The organism is Streptomyces antarcticus, assembly GCF_026627255.1.
Lineage (GTDB): Bacteria > Actinomycetota > Actinomycetes > Streptomycetales > Streptomycetaceae > Streptomyces > Streptomyces antarcticus.
This window is the reverse complement of record NZ_JAPNLM010000040.1, coordinates 12,650-36,941: the sequence shown is the minus strand read 5'-3', so window position 1 is coordinate 36,941 and position 24,292 is coordinate 12,650. Positions and strand designations below refer to the sequence as shown.

20 protein-coding genes are annotated in these 24,292 nt (G+C 72.2%); 14 read left to right on the top strand and 6 right to left on the bottom strand.

Going from position 1 to position 24,292, the window contains the following annotated elements; all coding sequences use genetic code 11:
- Nucleotides 1-17: 17 nt before the first annotated feature.
- The 5 genes from OTB16_RS35610 (at nt 18) to OTB16_RS35590 (ending at nt 7,674) form a co-directional block, all read left to right on the top strand.
- Nucleotides 18-998, top strand: a complete 981-nt coding sequence (locus OTB16_RS35610; protein WP_267726613.1) for a carbohydrate kinase family protein — start codon at nt 18-20, stop codon at nt 996-998.
- Complete coding sequence (gene metH, locus OTB16_RS35605) at nt 995-4,489, top strand: methionine synthase (protein WP_267726611.1); 3,495 nt, start codon at nt 995-997, stop codon at nt 4,487-4,489. Before OTB16_RS35610 ends, metH begins: the two co-directional genes overlap by 4 nt.
- 27 nt (nt 4,490-4,516) lie before the next feature.
- Nucleotides 4,517-5,470 (top strand): methylenetetrahydrofolate reductase [NAD(P)H], encoded by a 954-nt coding sequence (gene metF, locus OTB16_RS35600; protein WP_267726609.1) that lies wholly within the window; start codon nt 4,517-4,519, stop codon nt 5,468-5,470.
- A 5-nt stretch (nt 5,471-5,475) separates the two neighbouring features.
- Nucleotides 5,476-6,894, top strand: a complete 1,419-nt coding sequence (gene ahcY, locus OTB16_RS35595; RefSeq protein ID WP_267726607.1) for an adenosylhomocysteinase — start codon at nt 5,476-5,478, stop codon at nt 6,892-6,894.
- Nucleotides 6,895-7,053: 159 nt separating this feature from the next.
- Nucleotides 7,054-7,674, top strand: coding sequence for an anthrone oxygenase family protein (locus tag OTB16_RS35590; protein WP_267726605.1), 621 nt, complete (start codon nt 7,054-7,056; stop codon nt 7,672-7,674).
- A 114-nt stretch (nt 7,675-7,788) separates the two neighbouring features.
- Here OTB16_RS35590 and OTB16_RS35585 read toward each other — a convergent pair whose 3' ends face one another.
- The gene (locus OTB16_RS35585; RefSeq protein WP_267726602.1) at nt 7,789-8,286 is read right to left on the bottom strand and encodes an anthrone oxygenase family protein; all 498 of its coding nucleotides are present in this window, start codon (nt 8,284-8,286) and stop codon (nt 7,789-7,791) included.
- A gap of 446 nt (nt 8,287-8,732) precedes the next feature.
- Here OTB16_RS35585 and OTB16_RS35580 point away from each other — a divergent pair, with 446 nt between their 5' ends.
- Nucleotides 8,733-10,307 carry a glycosyltransferase family 2 protein gene (locus OTB16_RS35580; RefSeq protein ID WP_267726600.1) on the top strand — a complete coding sequence of 525 codons (1,575 nt, stop codon included), beginning with the start codon at nt 8,733-8,735 and terminating at the stop codon, nt 10,305-10,307.
- Between the two features lie 7 nt (nt 10,308-10,314).
- On the opposite strand, the gene OTB16_RS35575 is transcribed toward OTB16_RS35580, so the two are convergent.
- Nucleotides 10,315-10,785: a hypothetical protein gene (locus OTB16_RS35575; protein ID WP_267726599.1), complete on the bottom strand. Its 471-nt coding sequence runs from the start codon at nt 10,783-10,785 to the stop codon at nt 10,315-10,317.
- A 472-nt stretch (nt 10,786-11,257) separates the two neighbouring features.
- Between OTB16_RS35575 and OTB16_RS35570 the strand changes: the two genes are divergently transcribed.
- The gene (locus tag OTB16_RS35570; protein ID WP_267726597.1) at nt 11,258-11,776 is read left to right on the top strand and encodes an O-acetyl-ADP-ribose deacetylase; all 519 of its coding nucleotides are present in this window, start codon (nt 11,258-11,260) and stop codon (nt 11,774-11,776) included.
- 158 nt (nt 11,777-11,934) lie between these two features.
- Here the strand turns inward: OTB16_RS35570 and OTB16_RS35565 are convergent, their stop codons facing one another.
- Complete coding sequence (locus tag OTB16_RS35565; protein ID WP_267726596.1) at nt 11,935-12,345, bottom strand: hypothetical protein; 411 nt, start codon at nt 12,343-12,345, stop codon at nt 11,935-11,937.
- A gap of 477 nt (nt 12,346-12,822) precedes the next feature.
- On the opposite strand from OTB16_RS35565, the gene OTB16_RS35560 reads away from it, so the two are divergent.
- From OTB16_RS35560 to OTB16_RS35550, 3 genes are all read left to right on the top strand, one after another.
- Nucleotides 12,823-13,869 (top strand): terpene synthase family protein, encoded by a 1,047-nt coding sequence (locus OTB16_RS35560; RefSeq protein ID WP_267726595.1) that lies wholly within the window; start codon nt 12,823-12,825, stop codon nt 13,867-13,869.
- A gap of 14 nt (nt 13,870-13,883) precedes the next feature.
- Nucleotides 13,884-15,236: a cytochrome P450 gene (locus OTB16_RS35555; protein ID WP_267726593.1), complete on the top strand. Its 1,353-nt coding sequence runs from the start codon at nt 13,884-13,886 to the stop codon at nt 15,234-15,236.
- 190 nt (nt 15,237-15,426) lie between these two features.
- Nucleotides 15,427-18,327, top strand: coding sequence for an ATP-binding protein (locus OTB16_RS35550; RefSeq protein ID WP_267726592.1), 2,901 nt, complete (start codon nt 15,427-15,429; stop codon nt 18,325-18,327).
- 451 nt (nt 18,328-18,778) lie between these two features.
- Here OTB16_RS35550 and OTB16_RS35540 read toward each other — a convergent pair whose 3' ends face one another.
- A complete protein-coding gene (locus OTB16_RS35540; protein WP_267726591.1) occupies nt 18,779-19,420 on the bottom strand; it encodes a hypothetical protein in 642 nt (213 codons plus the stop codon).
- Between the two features lie 779 nt (nt 19,421-20,199).
- Between OTB16_RS35540 and OTB16_RS35535 the strand changes: the two genes are divergently transcribed.
- Nucleotides 20,200-20,412: a hypothetical protein gene (locus OTB16_RS35535; RefSeq protein WP_267726590.1), complete on the top strand. Its 213-nt coding sequence runs from the start codon at nt 20,200-20,202 to the stop codon at nt 20,410-20,412.
- 146 nt (nt 20,413-20,558) lie between these two features.
- The gene (locus tag OTB16_RS35530; RefSeq protein WP_267726588.1) at nt 20,559-20,756 is read left to right on the top strand and encodes a hypothetical protein; all 198 of its coding nucleotides are present in this window, start codon (nt 20,559-20,561) and stop codon (nt 20,754-20,756) included.
- Between the two features lie 483 nt (nt 20,757-21,239).
- On the opposite strand, the gene OTB16_RS35525 is transcribed toward OTB16_RS35530, so the two are convergent.
- A complete protein-coding gene (locus OTB16_RS35525; RefSeq protein WP_267726587.1) occupies nt 21,240-21,962 on the bottom strand; it encodes an antibiotic biosynthesis monooxygenase family protein in 723 nt (240 codons plus the stop codon).
- A gap of 217 nt (nt 21,963-22,179) precedes the next feature.
- On the opposite strand from OTB16_RS35525, the gene OTB16_RS35520 reads away from it, so the two are divergent.
- Together OTB16_RS35520 and OTB16_RS35515 are read left to right on the top strand one after the other, a co-directional pair.
- Nucleotides 22,180-22,683, top strand: coding sequence for a hypothetical protein (locus OTB16_RS35520; protein ID WP_267726586.1), 504 nt, complete (start codon nt 22,180-22,182; stop codon nt 22,681-22,683).
- A 69-nt stretch (nt 22,684-22,752) separates the two neighbouring features.
- Nucleotides 22,753-23,199, top strand: a complete 447-nt coding sequence (locus OTB16_RS35515; protein ID WP_420717868.1) for a DUF7144 family membrane protein — start codon at nt 22,753-22,755, stop codon at nt 23,197-23,199.
- 117 nt (nt 23,200-23,316) lie between these two features.
- Here OTB16_RS35515 and OTB16_RS35510 read toward each other — a convergent pair whose 3' ends face one another.
- The gene (locus OTB16_RS35510; protein ID WP_267726584.1) at nt 23,317-23,865 is read right to left on the bottom strand and encodes a GNAT family N-acetyltransferase; all 549 of its coding nucleotides are present in this window, start codon (nt 23,863-23,865) and stop codon (nt 23,317-23,319) included.
- Nucleotides 23,866-24,292 lie beyond the last annotated feature (427 nt).

The window sequence follows — 24,292 nt, the reverse complement described above, 5'->3', positions numbered from 1 at the left end:
AGCTCACAGGAGTCCACGTGCGTATCGCGGTGACCGGATCCATCGCCACAGATCACCTCATGGCCTTCCCGGGCCGGTTCGTCGACCAGCTGCTCCCCGACCAGCTGGAACACGTCTCGCTGTCCTTCCTCGTCGACACCCTCGAGGTGCGGCGGGGCGGAGTCGCGGCCAACATCGCCTACGGTCTCGGCGGCCTGCGCCTGGAGCCCGTCCTCGCGGGCGCCGTGGGCCCCGACTTCGCCGAATACGAGGTCTGGCTCAAGGAACACGGCGTCGACACCGGCGCGGTGCACGTCTCCACCGAGCACCAGACCGCCCGCTTCATGTGCATGACCGACCGGGACACCAACCAGATCGCCTCCTTCTACGCGGGCGCGATGGCCGAGTCCGCCCGCATCGACCTGCGCGCCCTGCACGCCCGCACCCCCCTCGACCTGGTCCTCGTCTCGCCCAACGACCCGGGCGCGATGGTCCGCCACACCGAACAGGCCCGGGAACTGGGCATCCCCTTCGCCGCCGACCCCTCGCAGCAGCTCGCCCGCCTCACCGGCGAGGAGGTACGCAACCTGGTCACCGGCGCCCGCTGGCTCTTCACCAACGAGTACGAGTCCGCACTGCTCCTGGAGCGCACCGGGTGGAGCCGCACCGAGGTCCTGGGCCGCGTCGGCACCTGGATCACCACCCTGGGCGCGCAGGGCGTCCGCATCGACGCCGAGGGCGAGACGTCCCTCACCGTCGCCGCCGTCCCCGACGCCCGCGTCGAGGACCCCACCGGCGTCGGCGACGCCTTCCGCTCCGGATTCCTGGCCGCCGTCAGCTGGGGGCTGCCGCTGGAGACCGCCGCCCAGCTCGGCTGCGCGATATCCGCCCTGGCCCTGGCCGCCGTCGGTTCCCAGGCCTACGAGATCGAGCCCGGCCGGCTCCTGGACACCGTCCGCACGGTGTACGGGGAGCGGCCGGCCGCACTGCTCGAACCGAAGCTGGGACAGCGGGCATGACGTCGAACGCGCAGACCCGGGCCGATGCCCTCCGAGAGGCGCTGGCCACCCGCGTGGTGGTCGCGGACGGTGCGATGGGGACGATGCTCCAGGAGCAGGATCCGTCGCTGGAGGACTTCCAGCAGCTGGAGGGCTGTAACGAGGTTCTGAACGCGACGCGTCCGGACATCGTGCGGACGGTCCACGAGGCGTATTTCTCGGTGGGTGTGGACTGCGTCGAGACGAACACGTTCGGTGCGAACTACGCGGCGCTGGCGGAGTACGACATTGCGGAGCGGAACTTCGAGCTGTCTGAGGCGGGTGCGCGGATCGCCCGTGAGGTCGCGGACGAGTTCACCGTTTCGAGCGGGCGGCAGCGGTGGGTGCTGGGCTCGATGGGTCCGGGCACCAAGCTGCCGACGCTGGGCCACATCACCTACGCGCAGATCCGTGACGCCTATCAGATCAACGCGGAGGGCCTGATCTCGGGCGGTGCGGACGCGCTGCTGGTGGAGACGACCCAGGACCTGCTGCAGACGAAGTCCTCGGTGATCGGTGCGCACCGGGCGATGGCCGCTCTGGGCGTGTCGGTGCCGCTGATCTGCTCGGTGACGGTGGAGACGACCGGGACGATGCTGCTGGGCTCGGAGATCGGTGCGGCGCTGACGGCGCTGGAGCCGCTGGGCATCGACATGATCGGCCTGAACTGCGCCACTGGTCCCGCGGAGATGAGCGAGCATCTGCGCTACCTGGCGCGCAACGCGCGTATCCCGATCTCCTGCATGCCCAACGCGGGCCTGCCGGTGCTGACGAAGGACGGCGCGCATTATCCGCTGTCGGCCTCGGAGCTGGCGGACGCGCAGGAGACGTTCGTGCGGGAGTACGGGCTGTCGCTGGTCGGCGGCTGCTGCGGCACCACCCCGGAACACCTGCGCCAGGTCGTCGAACGGGTCCGGGGTACGGAGATCACCCCGCGCAGCCCCCAGCCGGAGCCGGGCGCGGCCTCGCTGTACCAGACGGTGCCGTTCCGGCAGGACACCGCGTACATGGCGATCGGTGAGCGGACGAACGCCAACGGGTCGAAGAAGTTCCGCGACGCGATGCTGGAGGCGCGCTGGGACGACTGTGTGGAGATGGCCCGTGACCAGATCCGCGAAGGCGCCCACATGCTCGACCTGTGCATCGACTACGTCGGCCGCGACGGCGTCGCGGACATGCGGGAGCTGGCCGGGCGGTTCGCCACGGCCTCGACCCTGCCGATCGTCCTGGACTCCACCGAGGTCCCCGTCCTCCAGGCAGGCCTGGAGAAGCTCGGCGGCCGGGCGGTGATCAACTCGGTCAACTACGAGGACGGCGACGGTCCGGAGTCCCGCTTCGCGAAGGTGACCGAGCTGGCGCGCGAACACGGCGCCGCGCTGATCGCGCTGACCATCGACGAGGAGGGCCAGGCCCGCACCGTCGAGCACAAGGTCGCCATCGCCCAGCGCCTCATCGCCGACCTGACGGGGAACTGGGGCATCCGCGAGTCCGACATCCTCATCGACACCCTGACCTTCACGATCTGCACGGGTCAGGAGGAGTCCCGTAAGGACGGCATCGCGACGATCGAGGCGATCCGCGAGCTGAAGCGCCGCCACCCCGACGTGCAGACGACGCTGGGCCTGTCGAACATCTCCTTCGGCCTGAACCCGGCCGCCCGTGTCCTGCTGAACTCGGTGTTCCTGGACGAGTGCGTCAAGGCGGGCCTGGACTCGGCGATCGTGCACGCCTCGAAGATCCTGCCGATCGCCCGGTTCGACGAGGAGCAGGTCACCACCGCCCTGGACCTGATCTACGACCGGCGTGCCGAGGGTTACGACCCGCTGCAGAAGCTGATGGCGCTCTTCGAGGGCGTCAACACCAAGTCGCTGAAGGCCGGCCGCGCCGAGGAACTCCTCGCCCTGCCCCTCGACGAGCGCCTCCAGCGCCGGATCATCGACGGCGAGAAGAACGGGCTGGGCGCCGACCTCGACGAGGCCCTGGAGACCCGGCCCGCCCTGGCCATCGTCAACGACACCCTCCTGGAGGGCATGAAGGTCGTCGGCGAACTCTTCGGCTCCGGCCAGATGCAGCTCCCGTTCGTGCTGCAGTCCGCCGAGGTGATGAAGACGGCGGTGGCCTACCTGGAACCGCACATGGAGAAGACCGACGCGGACGGCAAGGGCACCATCGTCCTGGCCACCGTCCGCGGTGACGTCCACGACATCGGCAAGAACCTCGTCGACATCATCCTGACGAACAACGGCTACAACGTCGTGAACATCGGCATCAAACAGCCCGTCTCCGCGATCCTCGAAGCCGCCACCGAACACCGCGCCGACGTCATCGGCATGTCCGGCCTCCTCGTCAAATCCACCGTCATCATGAAGGAGAACCTCCAGGAGCTGAACCAGCGCAAGCTGGCCGCGGACTACCCGGTCATCCTCGGCGGCGCCGCCCTCACCCGCGCCTACGTCGAGCAGGACCTCCACGAGATCTACGAGGGCGAAGTCCGCTACGCCCGCGACGCCTTCGAGGGCCTACGCCTCATGGACGCCCTCATGGGAGTCAAACGCGGCGTCCCCGGCGCCGCCCTGCCGCCCCTCAAGCAACGCCGCGTCGCCCGCCGCGACACCGGGCCCGCCGAACCCGCGGAGATCGCCGAACTCGGCTCCGTCCGATCCGACGTCGCCGTCGACAACCCCGTTCCCACCCCGCCGTTCTGGGGCACCCGCGCCGTCAAGGGCATCCCGCTCAAGGACTACGCCTCCTGGCTCGACGAAGGCGCCCTCTTCAAGGGGCAGTGGGGCCTCAAACAGGCCCGCAACGGCCCCACCTACGAAGAACTCGTCGAAAGCGACGGCCGCCCCCGCCTGCGCGGCCTCCTCGACCGCCTCCACACCGACAACCTCCTCGAAGCCGCCGTCGTCTACGGCTACTTCCCCTGCGTCTCCAAGGGCGAGGACCTCATCCTCCTCGACGAACGCGGCAACGAGCGGACCCGCTTCACCTTCCCGCGCCAGCGCCGCGGCCGCCGCCTGTGCCTCGCCGACTTCTTCCGCCCCGAGGAATCCGGCGAAACCGACGTCGTCGGCCTCCAGATCGTCACCGTCGGCAACCGCATCGGCGAGGCCACCGCCAAACTCTTCGAAGCCGACGCCTACCGCGAATACCTCGAACTGCACGGCCTGTCCGTCCAGCTCGCCGAGGCCATGGCCGAGTACTGGCACGCCCGCGTCCGCTCCGAACTCGGCTACGCGGGCGAGGACCCCTCCGACGTCGAGGACATGTTCGCCCTCAAATACCGCGGCGCCCGCTTCTCCCTCGGCTACGGCGCCTGCCCCGACCTCGAGGACCGCGCCAAGATCGCCGAACTCCTCCAGCCGGAGCGCATCGGCGTCCACCTCTCCGAGGAGTTCCAGCTCCACCCCGAGCAGTCCACCGACGCCATCGTCATCCACCACCCCGAAGCCAAGTACTTCAACGCACGCTGAACCCCGCGATCCGGAAAGGAGCCCGACATGCCGGCAGCCGTGGCCGTCACCGCCGAACGCCCCCGCACCTCCGCCCCCGCCACCCTCGGCGTCCGCGAGCTGCTGGCCCAGGGCCGGCAGACCTTCTCCTTCGAGTTCTTCCCGCCCAAGACCGACGCCGGCGAGCGGACCCTGTGGGCGGCGATCCGCCGCATCGAACCGTTCGCCCCCTCCTTCGTCTCCGTCACCTACGGCGCCGGCGGCTCCTCCCGCGACCGCACCGTCGAGGTCACCAAGCGCATCGCCGCCGAGACCACCCTGCGCCCCGTCGCCCACCTCACCGCCGTCGGACACACCGTCACCGAACTGCGCCACATCATCGGCCAGTACGCCGACGCCGGCATCCGCGACGTCCTCGCCCTGCGCGGCGACCCGCCCGGCGACCCCAAGGGCCAGTGGGCCGCCCACCCCGAAGGCCTCACCCACGCCCACGAACTCGTCACCCTCATCCGCCGGCTGGGCGACTTCACGGTGGGCGTGGCCGCCTTCCCCGAACGCCACCCCCGCTCACCCTCCTGGAGCCAGGACATCCACCACTTCGCCGCCAAGTGCCGGGCCGGCGCCGACTACGCCATCACCCAGATGTTCTTCCACGCCGAGGACTACCTGCGCCTGCGCGACCGGCTCGCCTCCGTGGGCTGCCTGACACCGGTCATCCCCGAGATCATGCCCGCCACCGACTTCCGCCAGATCCGCCGCTTCGCCGAACTCAGCGACGCCCGCTTCCCCGACGCGCTCGCCCGCCGGCTCGAAGCGGCCAAGGACGACCCCGCCGAAGGCCACCGCATCGGCGTCGCCTACGCGACCGCCATGTCGGAGCGCCTCCTCGCCGAGGGCGCACCCGGCCTGCACTACATCACCCTCAACAAGTCCACCGCGACTCTAGAGATCCATCAGAACCTGAACGTCAGCCCGAACCCAGCCACCACCATCACGGAGTAGATCCCATGGACTTCAAGGTCGCCGACCTCTCGCTCGCGGACTTCGGCCGCAAGGAGATCACCCTGGCCGAGCACGAGATGCCCGGTCTGATGTCGATCCGCGCCGAGTACGCGGCCGCCCGCCCCCTGGCCGGCGCCCGGATCACCGGCTCCCTGCACATGACCGTGCAGACGGCCGTGCTCATCGAGACCCTCGTCGCCCTCGGCGCCGACGTCCGCTGGGTCTCGTGCAACATCTACTCCACCCAGGACCACGCGGCCGCCGCCGTCGCCGTCGGCCCGAACGGCACCCAGGACGAACCGCGGGGCATCCCCGTCTTCGCCTGGAAGGGCGAGACGCTCGAGGAGTACTGGTGGTGCACCGAGCAGGCACTGACCTGGCCCGGCCACACCGGCCCCAACATGATCCTCGACGACGGCGGCGACGCCACCCTCCTCGTCCACAAGGGCGTCGAATACCAGAAGGCCGGCGCCGTCCCGGACCCCTCCACCGCAGACAACGAGGAAATGGCCCTCGTCCTGGGCCTGCTGGGCAAGACCGGCATCGACTGGACGGCCCTGGCCGCCGACATCCGCGGCGTCACCGAGGAGACCACCACCGGCGTCCACCGCCTCTACGAGATGCACCGCGACGGCACCCTCCTCTTCCCCGCCATCAACGTGAACGACGCCGTCACGAAGTCCAAGTTCGACAACAAGTACGGCTGCCGCCACTCCCTCATCGACGGCATCAACCGCGCCACCGACGTCCTCATCGGCGGCAAGACCGCCGTCGTCTTCGGCTACGGCGACGTCGGCAAGGGCAGCGCCGAATCACTGCGCGGCCAGGGCGCCCGCGTCATCGTCACCGAGATCGACCCGATCTGCGCCCTCCAGGCGGCCATGGACGGCTACCAGGTCGCCACCCTCGACGACGTCGTCGAAACGGCCGACATCTTCATCACGACCACCGGCAACAAGGACATCATCATGGCCTCCGACATGGCCAAGATGAAGCACCAGGCCATCGTGGGAAACATCGGCCACTTCGACAACGAGATCGACATGGCCGGCCTCGCCAAGATCGACGGCATCGTCAAGGACGAGGTCAAGCCCCAGGTCCACACCTGGAAGTTCCCCGACGGCAAGGTCCTCATCGTGCTCTCCGAGGGCCGCCTGCTCAACCTCGGCAACGCGACCGGCCACCCCTCCTTCGTCATGTCGAACTCCTTCGCCGACCAGACCCTGGCCCAGATCGAGCTCTACACCAAGCCCGCCGAGTACCCCACCGGCGTCTACGTGCTGCCCAAGCACCTCGACGAGAAGGTCGCCCGCCTCCACCTCGACGCCCTCGGCGTCCGCCTCACCACCCTGCGCCCCGAGCAGGCCGCGTACATCGGCGTCGACGTGAGCGGCCCGTACAAGCCGGACCACTACCGCTACTGATCCCCGCGGATCCGCAGCACGGACAGATCGCGCCACCGGCTCTCAAGGCCCCCTGGAGAGCCGGTGGAACCCCGTGGCCGGGCATCCCGCGGAGTGTCACGATCGGATGTCCGTGCCGAGGGCGCGCAGTCCTCCCACCACCGCAGATGAGGATGTCCCATGAACACCAACCCGGCCGGTAGCCCCCCGCACCACCCTGCCGGCGGCCCGAGCCCCTACACAGCCCCTCCGGGCCACCACGCCCCGCCCCAGCCGTCCGCGCCGGCGACCGCCGCGCCGCGCGGCAAGGCGGCCACCGCGCTCCTCCTGGTCTCCACGGTCCTGGTGGGCCTGATGGCGGGCCTCTTCTTCGCCTTCGACGTCTCGGTCATGCCGGGACTCGCGGCGGGCGACGAGCGCACCTACGTCACCGCCATGCAGGCCTTCAACAAGGCCATCGACGGCAACGGCCTCTTCGGCATGGCATTCGTCATTGCCCTGCTGGCCTGCGCCGCCTCGGCGGTCGTCGAGTTCCGCAAAGGACGCCGCGGCGTGGCGATCTGGGTCGCGGCGGCCGCCGCGGCCTACCTCGTCGTCCTGATGATCACCTTCTCCGTGAACATCCCCCTCAACAACGAACTCGCCGACGCCGGCGACGCCGCGAAGATGACGGACTTCTCCGTCGTCGACAAGTTCAAGGGCACCTGGGTCTCCACCAACATCGTCCGCACCCTGCTGTGCACGGTGGCCCTCACCGCCCTGTCCCGCGCCCTGATCCTGTACGGCCGCGCCACCCGCTGACACCCGGCCGACCCCGCCAGGCCCCCGAGCCCCCACAGGCACCACCGCGGCGTCCCCCGGCCCACCCGGACCGGGGGACACCGTACGTCCGGCGCCCCGCGCACCCGCCGCCCCTCAGCCCGCCCGGCCGTGCAGGACCAGGGCCCACGCCAGGAAGCCGACCGACGCCGTGCACAGCAGGGTCCGCCAGACATTGGCACGCGCCCAGGGCCCCTCGAAAGCCCGGCGCACCGCACCCGGGTCACCGATCCGCGCGACCGGGCCGGCCTTCTCCAGCGCGTTGTTCAGGGGGATGTTCACCTTGTTCGTCACACCCATCGAGACCACGTAGCAGACCAGCGCCGCGATCAGCGGCGGCAGCACCTCGCGTCCGTCCGAGGGGATGTGCAGGGCCAGCGCCAGAGCGGTGAACAGGAAAGCGCCGATGTAGCCCAGCACGAACCACCCGTTGAGGATGGCCACGTTGATGCGCTGCATCACCTCGATCACCGTACGGTCGTCCGTGCGCTTCAGCCCGGGCATCACAGAGACGGCGAAGCCGTAGAACAAGCCGCTCACCAGTCCCATCGAGACGGTCGCGGCGATGAGCGAGGCAAGGCGTGCGGTCTCCATCGGGTGTCCCCCTGCTCGTCCGTCCGCGGAGTATCCCGGTCATCGATTCTTCGGGAACGGGTCATCAAATCGTCAAGTCAGGGCGACTATACGGGCGGTAGCGCCCCCGGGGCCGGTCGGTTCGACCGATCCTCCACCACCTCTCAAGCCCCCCGCACACCACCACCCCGCCCCCGCCCCCGCCCGCGACACCACCCCGGTCCGCGCCGGCCGCGAGCCCGGCGGGCCGGACACAGGGCACCGAAACGGCCCTGACCCCGGCCGCCCCCGCCCACCCCGCGCAGGGCCCGCGCGCGCCGCAACCCCACCCCTCCCGCACCGGGCCGCCCACCGCGCCACGGCGTGATCACCGGCCGGCCGGGGGACCGGCCCGGAGCCCACCGCGTACCCGCCGCCCCGGCACCCGGCCGACCGGACGCCCCCGGGCGGCATTCATAATCTCCTGCATGTCCCGCGAACGTGAACCCGACATATCCGTGATCATCGCCGTCTACAACGCGATGCCCTACCTGACCGAGTGCCTGGACTCGGTCGTGGGCCAGACCCTGGGCCTGGACCGGATCGAGGTCATCGCGGTCGACGACGGCTCCACGGACGGCAGCGGCGCGGAGCTCGACCGGTACGCCTCCCTCCACCCCCAGATCCAGGTGGTGCACCAGGCGAACTCCGGAGGCCCCGGCGGCCCCCGCAACCGGGCACTGGACATGGCCCGCGGCCGGTACGCCTTCGCCCTCGACGCCGACGACTACCTCGGCCCCGAAGCCCTCGAGCGGCTCCTGCACATGGCCGACACCCAGAACAGCGACATCGTCCTCGCCCGGCAGGTCGGCCTCGGCCGGACCGTCTCGGAGAAGGCCCACCGCCACGCCCCGGAAGCCGACCTCTACACCTCGGAGGTCTACCGCTCCCTGCACAGCGCCAAGCTCATCCGGCGCGAGATCATCGAGGACGGGCACATCCGCTACCCCGACGACCTCTGGTACGGCGAGGACCAGGTCTTCGTCACCGCCGTCTACCTCGCCGCCCGCAAGATCTCCGTGGTCGGCGACTACGACTGCTACTTCCTGCGCCGCCGCGAGGACGGCCAGAACATCACCTCCCGCACCCGTTCGGCGAACGAGACGGTCCGGCACATCGAACGCGTCATGGCGCTCGTCGCCGACCGGGTCCAGGACCCCGTCGGACGCCGCCGCATGATCGGCCGCCACTTCCGCAGCCTGATCCGCACGGCCCTGAGCCCGGCGGTGACCGCCCGCCACGACCACCCGGCGTTCACCGACGAGGTCTACGCCCGCGGCCGGGCGCTCGTCCAGGCGTACTGGACCCCCGACATGGGCGAGGAACTGCCCCGGATCGACTGGATCCGGCTGTACGCGTTCGTCAGCTGCCCGCCGGGCGCCTTCGAGCGGCTGATGGAGTACGACCCGGCGGAGGAACCGCCGGCGGACCTGGCCGAGAACGGCAGGGTCTACCGGTGCTTCCCGCTGTTCCGGGACACGGCCGCGGGCCTGCCCGACGTCCTCTTCGACGTCACGGCCAAGCTCCGGGCCCGGCACCACCTGGCGACGATGACCTGGAAGGGCAGCCGGATCGTGCTGACCGGCCACGCCTACGTGGAAACACTGGGCGCGGGACCGGCGGCCGGCGAACTGGTGCTCCGTGAACGCGACAGCGGCCGCGAGCACACCGCCGAAGCCGTCCCCGTCGCCTCACCGGACCTGGGGGAGGGCCTGGAGACGGCCGGCTTCCGCACCGAGATGAACCTCGCCGCGGTGGACGGGGGCGCCCCCATCGGACCGGGCACCTGGGACGCGTTCATGGACGTACGGGCCGACGGCGTGACCCGCCGGGTACGGCTCGGCCGCATGCACGCCCCCGACCTGGACCGCACGGCGCGCCGGGCCCGGGTCCTGGCCCAGGACCCGCAGGGCGGCACGGAACTGGCCGTGTCCCCCTACTTCACGGTCCACGACAACCTCACCGTCGAGGTGGTCCGCCGCTTCCCGCCGGCATCGGGCTGAGCCGGCCTCAACGGCTGTCGTCCTCGTCGTTCTGGTCCTGGTGCTGGTTGTTCTGCTGGTTCTGCTGGTCGTGCTTCTGGTTCTCGTGCTTCTGGTTGTTCTCTTCGTGACCGTCCTCCTGCTCGGTCTTGTCCGTCCCGTCCGTCTTCTCCGTCTCCTTGAAGCCGCTGCACTGGGTGCGGTCGTTGCCCTGCGACACCGTGTAGCTTCCGTTCTCCACGTTCGCCATCTGGAACCCGCCGTCGGCACCGATGGTGAACGAGCCGCCCGCGGCGGTCGGCGAGGACAGGAACGCGGTACCCGGCGTGAAACCGCCGCCGGAGAGGTGCACCGTGCCGCCGGGCAGGACACCGGAGATGGAACAGGTGGCGGTGGGCGCGGCGGCCGCCGGGCCCCACGCGAAGGCGGCGGGCGCGGCGAGCAGCGAGCCGGCCATGAGGGAAGTGAGCAAGGAGAGGCGTACGCGTCGGTTCGTCATGTGTTCCTCCCGGAAGGGGAGACAAGGGAAAGAACGGCGGCGGAAGGCGCGGCCGCACCGCTGCGGTGCGGTCCTCCCGCGGGGCCCGCGCCCTCGGTCCGGGCGGCGGATGCCGGCAGGCGGCCGGGGCGGGGGCCGGGTGGCCGCGAAACGGCCGTCGTCCCCATCCTCCCCCGGCCGGCCCGGGGTGTCGACAGGCAGCCCGCCCCCCCGGCGGGGGAGCGCCCCGCCGGCTTCGGCGCCGCCCCCCAAGGGGGCGTCGTCCCACTCGTTCCCGCCGTGCGGCGCCCGGCACGCACGCCCGCCGCGTCGTCGGACCACACCGGTACCTCCAGTACGGGGCGTGGCCCTTTGCCTCGCGACGCACCGCACCGGACACCACGACCCGGCAAACCCCTCCGGCCACAGCACTAGCCTGGAACGGCCCGCGCCGCCCCGCAGAGGGCCGGCGGCCGCGTACGGAAGGAACCCCATGGCCCGCATCACCCTCGTCCAGGGAGACATCACCGCCGAACCGGCGGACGCGCTGGTCAACGCCGCGAACTCCTCCCTGCTCGGCGGCGGGGGAGTGGACGGAGCCATCCACCGCCGCGGCGGCCCGGAGATCCTGGACGCCTGCCGCGCCCTGCGCGCCTCGCACTACGGCAAGGGCCTGCCGACCGGCCGCGCGGTCGCCACCACGGCGGGCCGCCTCCCCGCCCGCTGGGTGATCCACACGGTGGGACCGGTCTGGTCCCGCGAGGAGGACCGCAGCGGCCTGCTGGCCTCCTGCTACCGGGAATCCCTGCGCGTCGCCGCCGAACTGGGGGCCCGTACGGTCGCCTTCCCCGCCATCTCCACCGGCGTCTACGGCTGGCCCATGGACGACGGGGCCCGCATCGCGGTCGAAACCGCCCGCGCGGCCGCGGCCGCGCCGGTGGAGGAGGTCCGCTTCGTGCTCTTCGACGCGGCGGCCCACGCGGCCTTCACCGAAGCCCTGGAACATGCCTAGGGGGTCGTCCCACTCGTTCCTGCCCTGCGGGCGTACGGAACGACTTCGACGACACCCCCCAGGGCGCGCGCAGCCCGGTGTGTACGCAGCCCGGTGCGGGCGCGGAGCCCAGGACGTACGGGCCCGGGGAGCGCACGCATCCGGGGCGAGCCGGCGCCTCAGGGCGCCGTGGAGCCGCTCGCGCGCACGATGCCGTCGAGTTCCGTGTCGATCCACTCCCGGTCGGCCCCGCGCGCCGGGGAGGGGGCGACGGCGTTCTCCACGACCGCCCAGCCCTTGCCGCCGTCGGGCGAGGTGACCTCGACCAGCCGGTGGTCGAGGTGACCGGTGATCATCACCGCCATCAGGGACAGGTACTCGCGCTGCAGGTCGGGGGCGAGTTCGCCGTCCCCGGGCAGCTCCAGCACGGCCTGGTGGCCGTCCCCCAGCAGTCTGCAGGTGGTCTCCACCGCGCGGATGAGCAGCGCGAACCGCTCACCGCCCAGGCGCGCCCGCAGGACCTCCAGGTACGGGCCCAGGACGTCGGTCTCCCCGGCGTCCCCCGGGTCCGCCGGATGGCTCTCGGTCATGTCCCACCCCTCCCCGGACGGCCGTGTCCCCAGGCAGTCTAGGCAGCCTCCGCCACCCCCAGGGCGTTCTTCGGCCATACGCCCGCCTCCCGCTCCCCGGCCGCCGCGGGGCACCCGGGATGTGAGGAGGCCGGGCGGACGGGTGCGCCCTCCCGCGGCCCCCGCGCACCCCTCAGTGCGCTGAATATGCCATCCGCGTATTCGAAACGAATACACTTTCGGTATTTTCGGGATGAATTAAGTATCATCCCTCGCCCTACATTGACAGCCCGCTGCGCTCTGAGAGTTAATTACTTCGCAGCTGGCCGGATGTGGTCGCGTGTCGGCGGGATCCGGTCACTCCATGACCGCTTCCTTCCGGCGGCGTCAGCGTGCCGCCGTGATGATGCCGCAGCAGAGAGGTGCTTCCGGCTCGGGACGATCACGATTGTAGATTGAGCGGGTATTGGCACATCAGATTCTTTTATGGGGGGATCAATGACCCGGCCCGACTCTTTCTCCGTTCCTGATTTCCACCTTCCGTTCGGGAACTCCAAGCACCCGCAGGCCGCCCGGGCGAACGCCGAAGCCACGTCCTGGGTGGTGCGGCACGAACTCGTCACCGACGCCGTGGAGCAGTTCGCGGGAATCGGCTTCGGCCACCTCGCGGGCCGCGTGAGCGGTGAAGTCCCCTACGAGACCGTGGTGTTGCTCGCCGAGTGGATGGCCTGGTCGTTCGTCCTCGACGACCAGCACGACCACCTCATCCGCACGGGGGACGTCGCGGCCTGGGAGCCCGTCACCGCCGCGATCACCGAGCACCTGCGCACGGGACGGACCTCCAGCGCACCGGCCCGCCGCAATCCGCTGGTGAGCGGGTTCACCGACCTGTGCGACCGCATCCTGGACGGCATGACCGCCCTGACCGCGGCCCGCTACCGGGCCCACGTCCCCCTCATGCTGAACTCCCTGGACCAGGAGGCGGGCAACCGCGGCGCGGGCGGCGGCGCGGGGCGCCCAGCCGTCCAGGACTACGTCCTCATGCGCCGCCACAGCTCCCAGCTGCTGCCGATGATGGACATGGTGGAGGCCGGGCTCGGCCTCGAGGTGCCGCAGCACATCCACGACCTCCCCGAATTCCAGGCGCTCATCGCGAGCGCCGTGGACGTCATCTCCTGGGGAAACGACGTGTTCTCGCTGCCGAAGGAGCACGCCTGCGGCGACAACAACAACCTCGTCTCCCTCATCTCCTTCTGGGAGAAGTGCTCGCTCGCCGACGCGGTCCGCACCGTCGAGGGCCGCATCCAGACCCGCATCGAGGAATATCTGGCCGGAGAACGACGCCTGTCCCAGGCCCTGGACGCCCTCGGCGAGACGGACCCGTCGGTCCGCGCCGCCGTCACCCGCTGCGTGCGCAGTTACGAAGACTGGATGATCGGCGCGGATCTGTGGCAGCGTTACGAGTGCACGCGGTACAGCGACGAACGGTTCGCGGCCGGGCTGGAGTCCGCGTACACCCGCCCGGACCTGGTCTCCGTGGCATGACAGGGAGTCCGACCATGGCGCACCCGCAGCAGCCCGGCCCGGCGGTCCAAGCCCCCCTGGCCCCGGGGCGGTTACCGCTCCTGGGCCACGCACTGCACCTGTGGCGGCAGCCGATCGCGTTCCTGGAGTCCCTGCGGGACCACGGCGGCGTCGTACGGCTCGAGATCGGCACGTGGCCCGTCCACGTCCTCACCAGCCCCGAACACGTCCACACCGTACTGGTCCAGCAGGCCCAGAAGTTCGGCCGCGGCAGGGTCTTCGACCGGCTCCGCCCGATGTTCGGCAACGGCATCGTCACCACCGACGGCGAGTTCCACCGCAAGCAGCGCCGGATGATCCAGCCGGCCTTCCACCGCAGCCACATCGCCCGGTACGCCGAGGCGATGAGCCGCCAGGCGGAGACGATGTCCGCCTCGTGGACGGCGGGCCGCGAAGTCTCCATGGTCACCGAGACCCGCCGGTACGCCCTGTCCTCGGTCGCCGAGATGATCTTCTCGGGGGACCTGAGCCGCCCCGCCGTCGCGGAGGTACACCGCTCGCTGCCCATCGTCCTGGAGGGCATGCTCGCCCGCGCCGTCATGCCCAAGTCCCTGGACCGGCTGCCCATCCCGCTCAACCGGCGCTTCGACGCGGCCGCCGCACGACTGCGCGCGATCATCGACCAGGTGATCGCCCAGTACCGCGCCGAAGGACAGGACCGCAGCGACCTGCTGTCCCTGCTGCTGTCCGGCACCGACGCGGAGACCGGCGCGGCCATGGAACCCGAGCAGGTACGGGACGAGGTGATCGCCATCATGTTCGCCGGTACGGAGACCTCGGCGACCACCCTGGCCTGGATCTTCCACGAACTCGGCCGCCACCCCGAGGTGGAGAAGCGCCTGCACGCCGAAGTCGACGCGGTGGTGGGCCGGGGCCCGGTCCGCCCGGCCGACCTCTGCCGGCTGACGTACACCAACAACGTCTTCCAGGAGGCGCTGCGCCTGCACTCACCGCTGCTGTTCACCCGGCGGTCCCTGGTCCCCCTCACCCTCGGCGGCGTCTCCATCCCCGCCGGAGCCGAACTGGGCTACAGCCCCTACGCGTTGCACCGCGACCCCGCGCTCTACCGTGACCCGACCGTCTTCGACCCGGACCGCTGGCACGAGGACGGGGGCGAGCGGGCGCGCGACCACAAGTACGTCCCGTTCGGGGCCGGCCAGCACAAGTGCATCGGCGACTCGTTCGCGGTGGCCGAGATCCTGACCGCCGTGGCGAGCGTCGCCGGCCGCTGGCGGCTGGTCCCCGCCCCGGGCGTCACGGTGCGCGAGGTCCCCGCGGGCATCCCCCAGCCCAGCGAGCTGCCGATGATTCCCGTACCGCGGCACTGACGGAATCCGACCGATCGCGTTCTTCTCCGGGGTAATTCTCGCCAATTGTTTAACGTAACAGCGCAATGAAGCCGGCCAAGGGTACAGGATTGTCCCCGTACGAGTGGCGAGATACCGCATTAATAACTTTAAGACGCAACATCTCGCTCCCGCGCCGTACACTCGGCCGCACGCGCAGGAGGGGGCAAGAATGTCACATGTCACAGAACCCAGAGGAGGGGCTTCCCAGCCCCTCCTCGAACGGGAAGTCGAAATTCTGGCCATCCACCGCGCGGTGGACGACCTCTTCGGCGCCGCCGACCGCACCGTGGCCACCCGCCGCGGGGGAGTGCTGACCTTCGCGGGTTCACCTGGCATCGGCAAGACCACCCTGCTCGCCGAAGCCCGACGGCACGCCGCCGAACGCGGCTGCACCGTCCTGTTCGCCCGCGGCGGCGAACAGGAGCGCCAGGTCCCGTTCCACGTCATGCGCCAGCTCATCCAGCCGACCTTCGCCGCCATGAGCGAGGACGAACGCCGCGACGTCCTCGGCACCTGGCACAGCATCGTCGCCCCGGCACTGGGCCTGACCGCCGCCCCCGAAGGCCCCACCGCACCCGACCCGCAAGGCGTGCGCGACGGCCTGGACTGGGTCGTCACGCATTTAACCGTCCGCAGCGCACCCGTCGTCATGGTCCTCGACGACGCACACTGGGCGGACGCCGAATCCCTGGCATGGCTCACCGCCTTCGCCGCCCGCGCCGAAGAACTCGCCATGCTCATCATGGTGGCCTGCCGCCCGGACGAGATCCCCGCCGACGCCGCCTCCCTGCGCGCCCTCATGGGACGCCAGGGCACCCGCCCCCACGAACTCGCCTCCCTCACCACGGGCGCGGTGGCACGCATCGTCCGCGACACCCTCGGCGAGAGCGCCGACGACATGTTCTGCCGCGAATGCTGGGCCATCACCGGCGGAAACCCCTTCGAGGTCGTCGAGCTCGCCATGAAGGGCCGCGACCGCGGACTGAAGCCCCACCAGGACAACATCCCCCAACTCCGCGACCTGGCCTCCGCCGTCAAGGGCAGCGGACTGATCGACCGCATCGAGCAGCTCGGACCCTCCACCGTCCGCCTCGCCTGGGCCGCCGCGGTCCTGGGCACCGCCGTCCCGACCGGCATCGTCGGGAGCGTCGCCGCCCTCGGCGAGGCCCAGGCCGCCCAGGCCATCGACCAGCTCCGCACCGCCCGCGTCCTGACCGTCCTCACCGGCCTGCGGCGCAAGGAAGTCGTCGACTTCTTCCACCCCCTCATCGCCACCGCCGTCTACCGGTCCATCCCGCCCGGCGTCCGCGTCGCCATGCACGGCATGGCCGCCCAGGCACTCGTCGACGACGGGCACGGCGCCGCCGCGGCCGCCCGCCACCTCCTGGAGATGCACCCCGAAGGCGACCCCTGGGTCGTCCAGCAACTGCGCCAGGCCGCCCGCGACAGCTTCTCCGCGGGAGCCCCCGACGCCGCCCGCCGCTACCTGGCCCGCGCCCTGCGCGAACCGCCCGCGATCGAGGACCGGGCCGAGGTGCTCTTCGAACTCGGCTCCGCCAACCTCCTGCACGACCCCCACACCACCATCAACCAGCTCAGGACGGCGCTGGAGGAGCCCAAGACCGAGCAGGGCCTCCGCGAGGCGATCACCTACCGGCTCGCCCAGGCCCTCGGCCACACGGGCCAGCTGGCGCAGGCCGCCGCCCTCCTCGCCGAGGAGGCCCGGCGCGCCACCAGCTCCCGCACCCGGCTGCGCATGCAGGCCGAGCAGTTCAAGTGGAACTCGGTCCGCGTCGACGAGGAGAACTCACCCGCCCGCTCCCGGCTCCTCGCCCAGTTCGCCAAGCGGATCACCGGCCGCGGCCTCGCCGAACGGCACATCCTGGGCCTGCGGGCCTGGGACGCCGCCCTGCGCGGCGAATCCGCGGCCACCGCCCTGGAGTACGCGCAGCAGGCACTGGACGGCGGCATGAGCTGGACCGACCAGGACTTCGGCTTCGAAGTGCCCGCCGTCGTCGCCCTCACCCTCATGTACTGCGACCAGCCGGGCCGCGCCGAGGAACTCTTCAACAGCGCCGTTGTCGACTTCGAGTCCAAGGGCTGGCGCGGCGCACACCTCTCGTTCGTCTACACCCTCCTCGGCTACGTCCGCTACCGCCGCGGACGCCTCGCCGAAGCCGAGGACTTCGTACGCAACGGCCTGCAGATCGCCGACCGCATCGGACAGGACATCCCCGCCCAGTGGTACGCGATCGGCACCCTCATCGAGACGCTCCTCGCCCGCGGCAACGTCACCGAGGCCAAGAAGGTCGCCCGCACCTACAAACTCGCCGACGGCTTCCCCCAAGCCGTCGTCTACCCCGACCCCCAGGCCGTGTGGGGCAAACTCCTCCTGGCCCAGGGCCGCATCGAAGAAGCGGAACAGCACCTCACCGCGGTCGGCAGGCGCCTGGACCTCCGCGGCACCCGCAACCCCTCCTGGAGCCCGTGGCAACTCGACCTGGCCCTCGCCCAGGTGACCCACGACCCCGCCCAGGCACGCGCCACGGCCACCGAGGCCGTCGCACGCGCCCGCGCGTTCGGCGCGTCCAGCATCATCGGGCACGCCCTGCGCGTCGCGGCCGCCGCCACCGATCCCGCCCGGTCGGCCGTCCTGCTCCAGGAGGCGGTGGAACGCCTCGAACAGTCCCCGGCCGCCTGCGAACTCGCCCACGCACTCATCGACCACGGCATCGCCCTGCACACCCTGGGCGACCCGCACCAGGCCGCCCAGCAGCTCTACCGCGGCATGGAGACCGCCTCCGCCTGCGGCGCCGACGCACTCGCGGACCGCGCCCGCGCCCAGCTCGCCTCCGCCGGGCTGCGCCCGCGCCGCCTGTACACCTCCGAACAGGACACCCTGACGGTCGCGGAGAACGCGGCGGCCCGGCACGCCGCCCTCGGCCTCGGCAACACGGCGATCGCCAAGGAGATGCACACCGACGCCCGGACCGTCTCGGAGCTGCTGTCCGCGGTCTTCACCAAACTGGGCACCGACCGCCCCGGCCTCCACCGGGCCTTCGAAAGCTGACCGCCCTCTCCCGGACCGGGAGGGTTCCGGGCCGGGAGCCCGAGGCTGATCGAACTGCCGTGGTGCGGCCACCGCGTACGGCCCCCCTGCGCCACCAGCTCGACGGGCGCGTCGGTGCGCAGCGCGACCATCCGGGTGACCTCGTTGCACGGCAGCCAGACCTCGACGTCCTTGACGCGGCCGGGAGGTGCTCCGGCCGGCGGGAATCCGTGCGGCGGCACGTGACAGGGCCCGGCGGGAGGGGGGGGGTATCCGGCCGGGCCCTGGTCTGGGGCGGGGGAGCCGGCGCCGCGGCGCCGGGCTTCGTCCCGCACCCACATGTTCGCCCCGCACGGCGGTCCGGTGCCAGCCGGAGCGTGGCATTCGGCCTACCGCGCGACGCCGGCCGCCCCGGACGGGTGCCGCGGACGGGTGCCGCGGGGGCGGCGCTGCCGGGAGCCGGCTGCGCGGGCTACGCGGGCTGCGCGGGGGACAGGCCGCCGTCCGGGTCCGCCGGGGCGGCGGCGACACGGGTGTAGTAGACCGAGCGGCCCTGCTTGGAACGCTCCAGGAGACCGCGGGCGACACCCTGCTCGAGGGTGTTGCGGATGATGGTCGGCTGGACCTTGCGCCCGGGGTGCGCGGCGCCGACGGCGTCGGCCACCTCACCGACCGACTTGGGCTCCGACTGCCCGGCGACGGCGGCCGTGACGAGGTCGAGCCAGGACGGACCCACCGCCTCCTTCTTCACCGCCTCCTTCTTCACCGCGTCCTTGACCGCGGCCTTGCGGGCACGCGGGGGCTTCGCGGCCGCAGCGGTCCTGGGCTCCGCCGCCTTCCCCGCACCTCGCGAGGCGCTGCGCGCGGAAGGCACCGCGGCACGCTTCGTACCGCGCTTCGCGGCCGGCGCGGACGCGGGCTTCGCCGAGACGCCCAGGGCGTTCTGCATCTTCACGAGGACCTTCTCGCTGTCCTCCAGCTGCCCCAGCTCCTCCTGCAGCCGCAGCAGTTCGGCCCGTGCCTGCTCCTGGGCCGCGTGGTTCGCCGCGAGGTCCCCGGAGATCTGCTGCGCGTATCCGTCTTCGACGCGTGTGGCGTTGGTCGCTGAACTCATGTGTTCCTCGTCGTCTTTCGTGGGGAGATGCGTGACGCGATGGTACGCACCACGTCTGCCCGTGACACGGGATCGCGCACACGGTGCACCGCGGAACACCCTCCGCGTCCAGCCACTATGCCCCGTTGAGCGCACACCCACGCACCCCGCACCCCGCCCGCGGCAGACACACACACGCGCCGCCGCCGCCGCTCCGCCACCACACACGACGGCCACACACCCCAAAGCCGCCGCCGCACACGGATGTTGGACACCGCCGTGCCGCGGAAACCTCCAACCCGCACTCCGCATCCGCCCGGCCCGATCCGCTGAGAGGAAAACCGCCCGCCCCCGGCCGATGGTCACGGCCCGCGTAGCCGGTACTCCGGCGGGGCGCACCGGACACGATCGCGGACAACACCAGCACGCCGGGGAGGGGAGGGGCGGCCGTGTACCGGGCCCACACCTGCCGCCTGACTTCGAACACCCCGGTGAAGGGCCGAGGGCGGATCCGGGGCCCCCGCGGTGCGAGCGCCACGGATGCCGATCCCGTCCCGGACGCCGCCGTTCGCCGCACGCCCGTGTCCGGGCGGCGGCCGGATTCCGGCCGGGCGGGGGTGAGGCGTGCGGTTCCGGGGTGACGCGAGGCGGTGCCGGATCGTTTCAGCCGATGTGAACAAGAGATTCCGCTTTTCTGCGGCCCGGCCCTGTCACCCGGCGACCGGGGCGGCCACACGCCCGCCCCGCCCCACGTCCGCCCCGCCCCACGCCCGCCCCACGGCCCCGTACGGGGGTCCGGCGTGAGCGCCCGGTCCTTCTACTGGTGCCAGGAGTGCCGCCTGCCGCTCTACGCCACCAGCTCGGGCGTGACCGCCGGGGCCCGCGACTGGGAGATCGACCACCAAGTGCCCGGCGACTGCGTCAACGGGCACCTGATGCCGCTGTCCGGCACGGCCGCCGGACCGGAGGACCTGCCCCACGCCGCACGCGTCCTGCGCCTCTTCGGCTGCTGACCCCGGCGTACGGCCGGGGGCGGGCCCAGCCGGCATCCGGCGCCGGCGCGCCCCGCCGGGCACCGAGCCGCCCGGCGGGGCCCAGGCGCTGATGACGGATGGATCACGGCCCGCCACGGCGGCCGGGTGGGGTCGTTGGGCCGGGTATGGACCAGAGAACCGTTACGCCGCAGTCGGGCCTCGCCGAGCCGCCGGCGCTCCGCCGGCCGGCCTCCGAGTCGCCGATCTACGACGCCCTCGAACGGCAGTGGCTCCGGGAAGGCCGCGAAGTCCCCCGCCGGGAGGGCCCCGCCCGGGGCGGCCGGCACCGGGGCGGCGCCGGAGACATGTTCTGCCGCGCCTGACCCCCGTACGCACGGGCCCAGTACGCCCGCGCGCCTGACCGCCGTACGCGTGACCGCCGTACGCGTGACCGCGGTACGCGCGGTCGGCCGTACGCTCGGCCCGGCCGTACGTGCCGGCAGGGCGGGCCCGTCGCCCACCGGGCCGGTTCGCAACGGATCCCCAGCCGCGTGATGGCGTGGACCGCCATCGCGCGGCTGGGGACCGCTGAGGGGACCGCGCCGCTCCTCGCCGTCTCCCGTACCCCCGCGTATGACCCGCCTGCCACCTCCCAAACGGCGCGGCGCACGGGCCCGGTGGCCTAGGGGGCCGTCGCACTCGTTCCTGCCGTGCGGCGCCCGGCACGCACGCGACGCTCGCCGCGTTGTCGGAATCACCCGTGTACATCCGGTACACGGGCGACCCTCCGCCCTGCGAGCGCACGCACCGGACACCGCACGGCCCGCCCTGCAGGCGTACGTACGGAACGACTTCGACGACACCCCCTACGGCCGCGGGACCAGGGCCAGGGCCGGGACGTAGCGGCGGAACCCGTTGGTGCCGAGAGCCGCGAAGTCCAGGACCCGGCGCCACTGCCCGGTGTCGGATCCGACGCCGGGACCGGGCGAGGCGAGTGCCTGCGCGTGGGCCTGCTCGCTGTCCCACTCGGCGTAGTTGAGCATGCGGGTCCCGTCCGGGGAGAGGTGGAAATTGCCGGAGAGCCCGCCGGCCGCCGGTGCCGGGTCGGTGGCCCGCGCGTCCAGTACGAGGTCGGCGAACGCGCGCGCCGCGTCCGGCACGGCCGGGTCGAAGGCCGCCTCGACGATGACCACGCAGCCGGGGCTCGCGGCCGCCGTGCCCACCGACCGGTAGGGCCGGTAGTCGTCCAGGCCCACCCGGACGATGCCGGGCACCGCCGCGTCCACCTCGGCGTTGCGCTCGTCCCGCGAGGTGCGGAAGAACTCCTCGTACGCCGGCCCGTCCGCCCACTGCGAGAAATGGAAGAGGCTGTCGCCGTCCGTCCCGGCCAGCACCGTGTACGACAGCAGGGCCGCGGCCGGCCAGGGCCGCCTCTCCCAGGCCCCGGCGATGGCGTCCACGGCGGCCCGCTGCCGCTCGGGGGTGCCCAGCCGCCACGTGCTCGCCTTGACGGCCCCGACTTCGCCCGCGCGGGCGAAGTCGGGGCGGATAACGGACTGCGCGGCGGACTTCACGACGGCGGACTTCACGGCGGGTTCCCTCCCGTAGGACGCGACGACACCCCGAGCCTGCGCCCTCAAGCACGCTTGAGGTCAAGGGGGCCCCGCCCCGCCCCCCGGGGGTGAAATCGGGGCCCCGGCCGCTCCCCGGCCCCGGCGGGACCGTTGAGCCGGACGGAGTGCCGTACGCGTGACCGCGCTCCAGCCGCCCCCGTCATCGCCCGCAGGCCCCTTGAGGAGACGCCCCGTGCCCGCAGCGCCCGAACTCCCGCACCGCGCCTACGCCGAGGCCGTCGCCGCCATGGACGGGCCCGGCGGCGCGTACGAGCCGGACGAGTGGTCCGCGGAGGAGGACGAGGGCCGCCTGGAGGCCGGCTTCTACTACCGGCGCACCAGGCCGAAGACGGTGTGGCGCGACGGGCTCCCGGCCGCCGTCGGCCCGGTGCTCGACACGGAGGAGTGGCCGCACGGCATGCTGCTGTTCTGGAACTCCGTCGACGGCTGGAGCTACGCCGCCCTGACCGACGAGTGGGGCGGCGCCGACTTCGCCGAACCCCTGCCCGTGGACCGGCTGGCCTCCCCGGCCGCGATCCGGGCCGTGCTCCCGCTCCTCCTGGCCGGAGACGACCACGACCTCCCCGCCCGCTCCGAACGCTGGGACCAGCCCCGGGCCGCCGCCCTCGCCGGGGTGCTCGCGGCCGCCGACGCGGCCCGGTCCGCGGGCCGCAGTGCCGAGGGGGAGCGGCCGTGACACGCTGAAAACCGGGGACCTCGCCGGTCTCGGCACGCGCGGCCGGTTCCGCCACCTGAGGAGACCGCAATGGCCAGTGATGCCACCAGGCCCCGAGCGGGCCGGGCACAGCCCAGCCCCTGGCACGCGCCCACATCCGGTACCACCGTCCTGGCAGCAGCCCTGATGATCTTCGGCGGGGTGATGGCGCTCTTCGAGGGGATCGCCGCCCTCGCCAAGGACGACCTGTTCCTCGCGACCCGCCACTACGTGTTCGAGTTCAGCCTGACGGGCTGGGGCTGGATCCACCTCATCCTGGGCATCGTCCTCGTCATCGCAGGCTGCGCCGTGCTCACCGGAGCCCTCTGGGCGCGCTTCTTCGGCGTCGCCGTCGCCGGACTGGGAGCGATCGCCAACTTCCTGTGGCTGCCGTACTACCCCTGGTGGGCCCTGGTGCTGATCGCCGTCAACCTCTTCGTCGTCTGGGCACTGTGCACGGGCATGCACCGCGAAGCGGATACCGACCGGGCCACCTGACCCGACCACCCTGCCCGACGCCCCGCCCCGCCTGACCACCTGTCCGACGCCCACCCGCGTGCCCGCCCGGTTCCCGCCCGCCCCGCCGGCGTGCAACGCCCGCACGCGCCGCCGCCGCTACCGCCGCGGTGCCCGGCGGGCGAAGACGACCGTCGTACGCCGACCGCCCTCCGCGTCCGGCCCGGTACGGGCGGCGACCCGCTCGAACCGGCACTTTACGGCAACCCGCAGCGAGGCCGCGTTCGCCTCGTCGACCTCGATCAGGAGCCGCTCCAGCCCCAGCTCGCCCAGCGCCCACCCCGACAGCAGCCCCACGGCCCGCGGGGCGACGCCGCGCCCCCGGCTCGCGGGGAACACGCTGTAGGCGACGGTGGCGACGTCGTCCCCCCGGAACTGCAGGTTGACGATCCCGACGTGCGCGTCCGTCACCGCGTCCTCGACCACCAGCGGAGCCGCCCGCCCGCTCCGCCACGCCTCTTCGACCCGCGCCATGCTCGCACCGCGGGCCTCCCCGTCCATCGGCGTGTCATCCAGCCAGCGCCTGGTCTCGGGGTCGTGACTCGCCTCCGCGATGGCATCCAGATCGGACGCGCGCCGCAGCCGCACGACGACAACTCCGTCCGAGAGCACCGAAGTCGGAGGGGGAACCGGCAGGGAACGCGCCATGGGCCGATCGTATGCCGCCCTCCCCTCCCGCACAGGGGCAGAACCGGACGCCCCGCCCCTCCCGCCCGGGTGTCGGGCACGTCCAGTACCGCGGTCACCTCGATCATGTACGGATCCGCGTACGGTGCCGGGCCGCGGCCCCCTGGACGACAAAACGGGCGAACGGCTCTGGGTCGCCTCCGAGAAGCTGACCGGCGTCTCGTACGCGTCCCTGCCGCGCTGACGCGCGGGGGCGAACTTCTGCCACCCCCCCCGCCCGGCGACCGCCCCGCCCCGCCCGCCCGGCGACCGGGCCGGCCCCCTCCCGCACGGTCGAGGACCGCCCGTCGGCCCCGCCGGAACCGGGCCGCAACGCCACCCGAGCCGAACCCGAAACACCGCCCCGCGCAGTCCCCCCATGACTTCCGCCACGCGGCTCCCCGACGGC